Raw genomic sequence first — 7,948 nt, 5'->3', positions numbered from 1 at the left:
CCGCACAGGGGCGACGCGTGAAGCACGCTAACGTAACGCGGATGCCAGCGCAAACACGAGCAAACCAGAACCAAAACCTGCGCCACGCCCTCCCCACCACCATAAACAAAAACGGCCCGGGCAGCGAATCCAACCACCGCCACCGGGCCATCAATCAACCGCTACTCCAAACCCTACCTGGCGCGCAACTTACTGAGCGTCTCCTCAACAATCTGCTCGGGCGTCAGTTCAATACTCACAGTAATAGCCTCATCATCCCCGGGCTCTTCCAGCGTATCGAGCTGGCTCTGCAGCAACGAAGGATCAAAGAAATGCCCAGTACGCGTCTGCAAACGCTCCTGCAGCACTTCCCGCGAACCCTTGAGATAGACAAAGCAAACATCCTTATCGCCCGCGCGCAAAACATCGCGATAAGAACGCTTCAGCGAAGAACAAGTAAAAACCGCATCCTCATGCGCCGCCTGCTTCTCCTCGATCGCCGCGCGAATCGTCCTGAGCCACGGCCAGCGATCTTCATCCGTCAGCGGAATGCCGTTGTGCATCTTCTCCTTGTTGGCAGCGCTATGAAACGCGTCGCCATCCGTGAAGCTGCACTTGAGCCGCTCCGCCAGCATTTCGCCAATACGGGTCTTGCCGGCGCCCGACACGCCCATCGCGATCAAAATCATCTGAAACTCCTTACAGGACCGCCGCCAATGCGAAGGTCAAACCCAAGCCCATCAGCGAAATGATGGTTTCGCAGAGCGACCACGTCTTGAACGTCTGCCCCACCGTCATTCCGAAATACTCCTTGATCAGCCAGAAACCGCCGTCGTTGACGTGCGAGAAAATCAGCGAGCCCGAACCCGTCGCAAGCACCAGCAGTTCCGGCTTCACCTGCACGCCGCTCGCCTGCGCGATCGGCGCAACGATGCCGCACGCCGTCGTCATCGCAACCGTCGCCGAACCCGTCGCGAGACGGATCAGCGCGGCGACGAACCAGCCAAGCAGCAACGGCGACAAATGCGCAGACGTCGCCGTTTCGACAATCTGCTTCGAGATGCCGCTATCCATCAGCACGCGACCAAAACCACCGCCCGCGCCAACAATAAGCGTAATGCCCGCGATCGGCGCAAGACATTCGCCGCAGAACTTCTGGATCTGCTCGCGGTTGAAGCCGCGGCTCGCGCCGAACGTCCAGAAGCTGACGAGGACGGCAATCAGCAGCGCAACGTCAGACGTGCCGATGAACTTCAGCAGATCGTTCGGCGTCGTCTTCGGCGCAAACACGAGATCGGCCCAACTGCCGATCAGCATCAGGATCACCGGCAGAAGAATCGTGAACAGCGTGATACCAAAACCCGGCAGCTCGCGCGAGCCCGTCTGATGTTCGGTATCGACGAACTGCGCGGCGAGCGGATTGTTTTCCGCAAGCTTGATATGACGGTGGATCAGCAGCGCGAACAACGGACCAGCGACAATCGCCGTCGGCACGCCGACGAGCAGCCCGTACGCGATCGTGCGGCCGATGTCGGCGTGATACGCCTGCACCGCGAGCAGCGCAGCCGGGTGCGGCGGAATCAGGCCGTGCACGACGGACAGACCCGCGACCATCGGCAGGCCGATCAGCAGCAGCGATTTGCCCGTGCGCTTCGCGACGTTGAACGCGATGGGAATCAGCAGCACGAAGCCGACTTCGAAGAACACGGGCAAGCCGACGATGATCGCAACGAACATCATCGCCCAGTGAATGTTCTTTTCACCGAACCAGTTGATTAGCGTGGTGGCGATGCGCTCGGCACCGCCCGATTCGGCCATCATCTTGCCGAGCATCGTGCCGAGGCCGACGACGATCGCGATGTGACCCAGCGTGTTGCCGTTGCCCGTTTCGAACGACTTCACGATCGTGCCCGCCGGCATGCCGACGGCAAGACCCAGCAGCAACGACACGATGATGAGGACGAGGAACGGATAGACCTTGAAGCGCGTGATCATCAGGATCAGCACCGCAATGGCGATCACGGCGTAGATCAGCAGCATGCTGCCGTGGACAGCTTCCATGAAGCTCCTCCTTTGCTTTGTTGGTTTGAATTGCAAAGTGCTGCTGCACCTCGCCCGCTTCCGGATGCAGAAAGTGCCTACTGAGCGAGCACTTTCGCGGACGCTGAATTTTACTGTTTGTTGACGTTGATGGCGCGTGGAATAAACCCGCGCAAAATCAAAAAAACCTCGCCGCTGCAGCCCGTCAGGGGCTGAAGCGGCGAGGCTCGTTACAGCAGCCAGTTACACGCTTGTTCAAAACACTATGCTGCGCATCAGTGTGCAGGTGCTGCCAGTTCGCTCGCAGCGCGCGCGAGACGCGTGACTTCGTCCCAGTTCTGCGCAGCGAGCGCCGCCTTCGGCGTCAGCCACGAACCCCCCACGCACACTACGTTCGGCAGCGCGAGGAAGTTCGGCGCGGTTTCCGCCGTGATGCCGCCCGTCGGGCAGAACTTCAGCGTCGGGAAGGGGCCGTGGAAGGCTTGCAGCATAGGCACGCCGCCCGCCTGTTGCGCCGGGAAGAACTTGACGATTTCATAGCCGAGTTCGAGTGCGACGATGATGTCGCTCGGCGTCATGACGCCGGGCAAAAGCGGCAAACCGGCGTCCTGAGCGGCCTTGTGCATGTCTTTCGTGAGCCCCGGCGACACGCCGAACTGCGCGCCCGCCTTTTTCGCCTGCGCGCAATGTTCGGGCCTCGTGATCGTGCCGACGCCAACGACGATGTCTTCGGCAAGCTGGCTCGCGCGCTCGATCGCCCCGATGCCAGCGGGCGTGCGCAGCGTGATTTCCAGCACCTTCACGCCGCCTGCGTGCAGCGCGCGCGAAACGTGTTCGCCCTGTTCGACGGTATCGAATGCGAGGACCGGGATCACGGGACCCAGGCGCACGATTTCGCTGACTGTTTTCGATGTCATCTTCAGACTCCTTTTCGCTTTATTTCTGCATTGCGTGGCTGGCTTCGCTCGCCACGGCGTTTGCCGTTCCAGTTGCGTGCGGCGCTTCGCCGACGAGCGGCCCGAACACCGACGCGCCCAGCTCCGCCGGCGCAGCCGCAGCGCGGAACACACCGAACAGCTCACGGCCAAAGCCCACTTCGTTTTCCGCCTGATGCTGCGACACGGCAATCGGACGTGCGGCCCATTCTGCGTCGTCGATTTCGATGTCGAGCACGCCCGCTTCGGCGTCGATCACGAGCGTGTCGCCCGTTCGCACCTTGCCGAGCGGCCCTTGCAGCAGCGCTTCGGGCGATACGTGAATCACGGCGGGCACCTTGCCCGATGCACCCGACATGCGGCCGTCCGTGACGAGTGCGACATGGAAACCCTGATCCTGCAACACGCCGAGCAGCGGCGTCAAACGATGCAGCTCGGGCATGCCGTTCGCCCGCGCGCCCTGGAAGCGCACGACAGCGATGAAGTCGCGCTTCAGCTCGCCGTTATCGAAGGCTTCCTGCACGGCCTCCTGCGAATCGAACACGATGGCAGGCGCCTTCACTGTCCGATGCTGCTTCGCAACGGCCGAAATCTTGATGACGCCGCGGCCGAGCTTGCCTTGCATCAGACGCAAGCCGCCGTCCGGCTGGAACGGATCGCCGATGGCACGCAGCACAGCCGTGTCGTGGCTTTCAGCAGCGGCCGGCACCCACGTCAGCTTGCCGTCGAGCAGTTTCGGCTCTTCTGCGTAGCGCGAAAGGCCTTTGCCGACGACCGTGTTCACATCGTCGTGCAGCAAGCCGCCTTCGAGCAGATTGCGGATCAGAAACGCCATGCCGCCCGCCGCGTGGAAGTGGTTCACGTCGGCCTTGCCGTTCGGATAGACCTTCGCGAGCAGCGGCACCGTTGCCGACAGCGTGTCGAAGTCGTCCCAGTCGATGATGATGCCCGCCGCGCGCGCAATCGCGACGAGGTGCAGCGTGTGATTGGTCGAGCCGCCCGTCGCGAGCAAACCGACGATGCCGTTGATGATCGCCTTCTCGTCGATCACGTGACCGATCGGCATGTAGTGGCCGCGATCCACCGTCAGGTCGAGCACGCGTCGCGCGGCCTGCGCGGTCAGCGCATCGCGCAGCGGCGTATGCGGATGGACGAACGCCGAGCCCGGCAAATGCAGACCCATGATTTCCATCAGCATCTGATTGCTGTTGGCCGTGCCGTAGAACGTGCAGGTGCCGTGGCTGTGATACGCGGCGGCCTCGGATTCGAGCAGCTCGTTGCGGCCGCATTTGCCCGTCGCGAATTCCTGGCGCACTTTGGCCTTGTCGTCGTTCGAAAGGCCGCTCGTCATCGGGCCGGCAGGCACGAAGATGGTCGGCAGATGGCCGAATTGCAGCGCACCGATCAACAGGCCCGGCACGATCTTGTCGCACACGCCGAGGCACAGTGCCGCGTCGAACATGTTGTGCGTGAGTGCGACCGCCGTGCTCATCGCGATCACTTCGCGCGAGAACAGCGACAGCTCCATGCCCGCGTTGCCTTGCGTGATGCCGTCGCACATCGCCGGGACGCCGCCCGCGAATTGCGCGACGCCGCCGTTTTCACGCGCGGCGGCCTTGATGATGTCGGGGAAATCCTTGTACGGCGCATGCGCCGAGAGCATCTCGTTGTACGACGAGACGATGCCGATGTTCGGCTGCCGGATCTGCTTGATGACGAGCTTGTCGTTGCCCTCCATGCCGGCGAAGCCGTGCGCGAGGTTCGCGCAGGACAACGCGCCGCGCGCCGGGAATTTACCCTGCGCCTGGTCGATGCGTGACAGATACGCGTGGCGCGTCGGCTTGCTGCGCTCGATCACGCGCTTCGTGACTTTCATCAGTTGCGAATGCGGGGAAACCATCGATGCTCCTTCGTCGCTGGCCTGCGCGCCTTGGCTTGAGCGCTGCACGCCAGATTGGTATCGCGGGAAACGGCCTGGAAAGCCGACAACCGGGATATTAGTAGAAAAACTACACGCACACAATGTGGCAGTTGCTGAATCGGCGTTTGCGGTAAATCCGCCTCTAACCTTTATGTATTGGCGCTTTCAGCGATATCCACCAACACATAAGGGTAATTACCTACGGCGATCTTGTAGTTTTTGTACTTGGTTCATCTATCAGCTATAGTCCACGCATTCTTCAGCATAGTGCGAGATTCCCGATGATGCTGTCCCAGGTGGAAGCGATGCGCGACCAGATGCGCCCTTCCGAGCGCAAGCTCGCCGACTACGTGATCGAAGCGCCGCGCGAAGTACTCGACCTGTCGATGACGGAGGTCGCCGCGCGCGCGGGCGTGAGCCAGCCGACCATCGCGCGCTTCTGTCACGCGCTCGGCTTCTCCGGCTTCCGCGAGTTCAAGATCCGCCTTGCGCAAGGGATAGCAACGGAAGTGCCCGCCGTGTATCGCGACGTGCGCCCCGACGAGCCGACGCCGGGCGTAGCGGCGAAGGTGCTCGACCGGACCATCGGCGCGTTGATCCAGGTGCGCAACAATCTGTCGACCGACAGCGTCGCGGCGGCGATCGAACTGCTCGCGCACGCAAAGCGCATCGAGTTCTACGGCGCGGGCGGCTCGGGCATTGCCGCACTCGACATGCAGCACAAATTCTTCCGGCTCGGCATGCCGAGCGTCGCGTACTCGGACCCACATACGTTTCTGATGTCGGCGGCGTTGCTGGGCGAAGGCGATGTCGTCGTCGCGATCTCGAATACGGGCCGCACGCGCGACATCATCGACGCGGCGAAATCCGCGCTCGCCGCGGGCGCGAAGGTGATTGCCTTGACACATGGAAATTCGCCGCTTGCGCGGCTGGCGTCGATCGGGCTGTTTGCGAACGTAGACGAAGACACCGATATCTTTTCTCCGATGACGTCGCGCACGTCGCACCTCGCGATCGGCGACATTCTGGCTGTCGGCGTTGCGTTGCAGCGCGGGCCGGAGCTGGCGGAAAAACTGGCTGGCGCGAAGGATCTGATTGCGAGGCGGCGGATCGGGCCGCAGGAGTAGACCGGCGGCGTTGATGGAAGCATGCAGCGCTGCTGCATTGATGATCCCGCTAACGCGATCCAGCATGCACGACATGCATGCATGCATGCATGCATGCATGCATGCATGCATGCAACAGCCGAAACGCGACGAACGCGAAGCGGACGTACAAATGCAAAACGGGCTCCCGAAGGAGCCCGTTTCGTTTTGAAGCGTACTGCTGGTGAAGACTGCGCTCAGGCGGCCGTTACTGCACCGCCCTTGCACTTACTTCCCGATTACCACTGGTACGAAGCGCCGACACCGACCGTCGTGCCCTGGCCGCTGATACCGGCACCGAGCTTGACCTTGATGTTCTGCGTGATGCGTGCCGAAGCACCCAGCGCAGTGGCCTGATAGCCGTGGTACGAACCGGCACCGACACCGACCGCGATCGTCTTGCCCTGATCGACGTCGGGGATCATCGTCAGCGCCGTGGCTGCCGCGATACCCGAGTAGGCATTACGCGCCACGCTGTTGACACCCTGCTGGACCATGTTGACCTGCTGATCGGTGTACGACTTCGCAGTCGTACCTGCCGGCAGATCACCCACCGCTGCAGTGATCGAGTCGTTCAACTGACCGACGTTGACAGCATCCGTACGCGCCGTGCCAGCCGCGACGTTGGTGACCTGGCGTTCCTTGCCCGCCGAGCCCACCGACACCGTGTTCGCACGATCCGCCACCGAGCCGTCGCCCAGAGCAACAGCGTGGTCCGCCGTTGCCTTGGAGTTCGCGCCGATTGCCATCGAGCTGTCGCCGCTTGCCTGAGCGTTGTAGCCCGTGGCGATCGACTGGTTGCCGCTCGCGTTCGACATCGGACCCATCGCCGTAGCGTGCGTACCGCTTGCCTTTGCTGCCTCGGTGTTGCGGTCGCCGTTCGCGGAGAACATCGGATCGCTTGCGTTGTTCGCGATGTTCGTGACGGTCGCGATCGCAGCGTCCATTTGACCCTTGTTCACTGCGTCAGAGTCATCCGTGCCTGCTGCCACGTTGTGGATCACCGTGCCATCCGGTGCGTTGCCACCACCCATGGTGACGCTGCTGTAGTCCACCGAACCGTCCGCGTTCCTGTCGTACTGCACAGCACCCGCACTCAGGTTGTTCACCGTGTTCGAGATGTTGTTCACCTGGTTCTGGACCTGGTTCACAGCCTGGTTCGTCGCATACAGTTGCGAACCGTTCACCGCATCCGTCGAGCTTGCGCTCAACTGGCCGGCAGCCACGTTCGTGATCGTGCGTTCCTGACCCGCGCTACCCACGCTGACCGTTCCGACCGGAGCCGAACCCGCAAACGTGTAGTTCTGGCCGCCGATCGTCGCACCTGTCGTGGCAACGACAGCACCCGTCATCGAGTTCGAACCGAGCGCAACCGAGTTGCTGGTCGTCGCGCTAGCGTTGCCGCCGATCGCGATCGAATCCACGCCCGTAGCCACCGAATCAGCCAACGTCGAGTTCGCGTGGAAGTACTTGATACCACCACCGTTCACGATGTTGTTCATCGAGTTGTCGATGTTCGTCACCCGGCCGTCGATGTTGGTGATCGCGTCACCCACATTGCTGACCGTCGTGTTGCCACCGTTGATCACATACGTCGGATTGCTGATCGTGCCATCGCTGTTGACCGTCGAGCCGCCGCCGATCGCGTTCGCCGTCGATTGCGCCACGTTGAACAGTTGCGAACCGTTCACCGCGTCAACGCTCGATACGTTCACCGCGCCGTTGGCCACGCCCGTCAGCTTGCGTGCACCCGCCGTACCCGTGAAGTCCACGATCGTGCCGTCCGTGCCCTTCGCCACCGTGATGTTGCGCGTCGATGCATCCTGCTGCACCAGGCCGATCTCGCCATTCGTGATCTGCGTGATCTGGCTGTTGATGTTGCTGATGTCCGTCGTGTTCTGCGTCACACGGCCGTCGATGTTGGTGAT

At 62.1% G+C, this 7,948-nt stretch carries 6 protein-coding genes; 1 reads left to right on the top strand and 5 read right to left on the bottom strand.

What is annotated here, in order from left to right:
* Positions 1-173: 173 nt before the first annotated feature.
* From KFO72_RS40745 to edd, 4 genes are all read right to left on the bottom strand, one after another.
* On the bottom strand, positions 174-668 hold the full coding sequence (locus KFO72_RS40745) for a gluconokinase (RefSeq protein WP_054928972.1): 495 nt from the start codon (positions 666-668) through the stop codon (positions 174-176).
* 10 nt (positions 669-678) lie between these two features.
* Positions 679-2,040 (bottom strand): GntP family permease, encoded by a 1,362-nt coding sequence (locus KFO72_RS40740; protein ID WP_060599683.1) that lies wholly within the window; start codon positions 2,038-2,040, stop codon positions 679-681.
* 254 nt (positions 2,041-2,294) lie between these two features.
* Positions 2,295-2,936 carry a bifunctional 4-hydroxy-2-oxoglutarate aldolase/2-dehydro-3-deoxy-phosphogluconate aldolase gene (gene eda / locus KFO72_RS40735; protein WP_054928974.1) on the bottom strand — a complete coding sequence of 214 codons (642 nt, stop codon included), beginning with the start codon at positions 2,934-2,936 and terminating at the stop codon, positions 2,295-2,297.
* Between the two features lie 19 nt (positions 2,937-2,955).
* Positions 2,956-4,854, bottom strand: a complete 1,899-nt coding sequence (edd, locus tag KFO72_RS40730; protein WP_054928975.1) for a phosphogluconate dehydratase — start codon at positions 4,852-4,854, stop codon at positions 2,956-2,958.
* 302 nt (positions 4,855-5,156) lie between these two features.
* Here edd and KFO72_RS40725 point away from each other — a divergent pair, with 302 nt between their 5' ends.
* The gene (locus KFO72_RS40725; RefSeq protein WP_054928976.1) at positions 5,157-6,002 is read left to right on the top strand and encodes a MurR/RpiR family transcriptional regulator; all 846 of its coding nucleotides are present in this window, start codon (positions 5,157-5,159) and stop codon (positions 6,000-6,002) included.
* Positions 6,003-6,259: 257 nt separating this feature from the next.
* Here the strand turns inward: KFO72_RS40725 and KFO72_RS40720 are convergent.
* Positions 6,260-7,948: YadA family autotransporter adhesin (locus KFO72_RS40720; RefSeq protein WP_225034470.1), on the bottom strand; the 1,689-nt coding region annotated here is incomplete at its 5' end.

Origin of the sequence: Paraburkholderia sp. XV, from assembly GCF_020177535.1 — a bacterium.
GTDB lineage: Bacteria > Pseudomonadota > Gammaproteobacteria > Burkholderiales > Burkholderiaceae > Paraburkholderia > Paraburkholderia caribensis.
This window is presented reverse-complemented; position numbering and strand designations above follow the sequence as displayed.

Coding starts and splice junctions, on each gene's coding strand:
- KFO72_RS40745 (WP_054928972.1), bottom strand. CDS start 668: ATGATTTTGATCGCGATGGGCGTGTCGGGCGCCGGCAAGACCCGTATT.
- KFO72_RS40740 (WP_060599683.1), bottom strand. CDS start 2,040: ATGGAAGCTGTCCACGGCAGCATGCTGCTGATCTACGCCGTGATCGCC.
- edd (WP_054928975.1), bottom strand. CDS start 4,854: ATGGTTTCCCCGCATTCGCAACTGATGAAAGTCACGAAGCGCGTGATC.
- eda (WP_054928974.1), bottom strand. CDS start 2,936: ATGACATCGAAAACAGTCAGCGAAATCGTGCGCCTGGGTCCCGTGATC.
- KFO72_RS40725 (WP_054928976.1), top strand. CDS start 5,157: ATGATGCTGTCCCAGGTGGAAGCGATGCGCGACCAGATGCGCCCTTCC.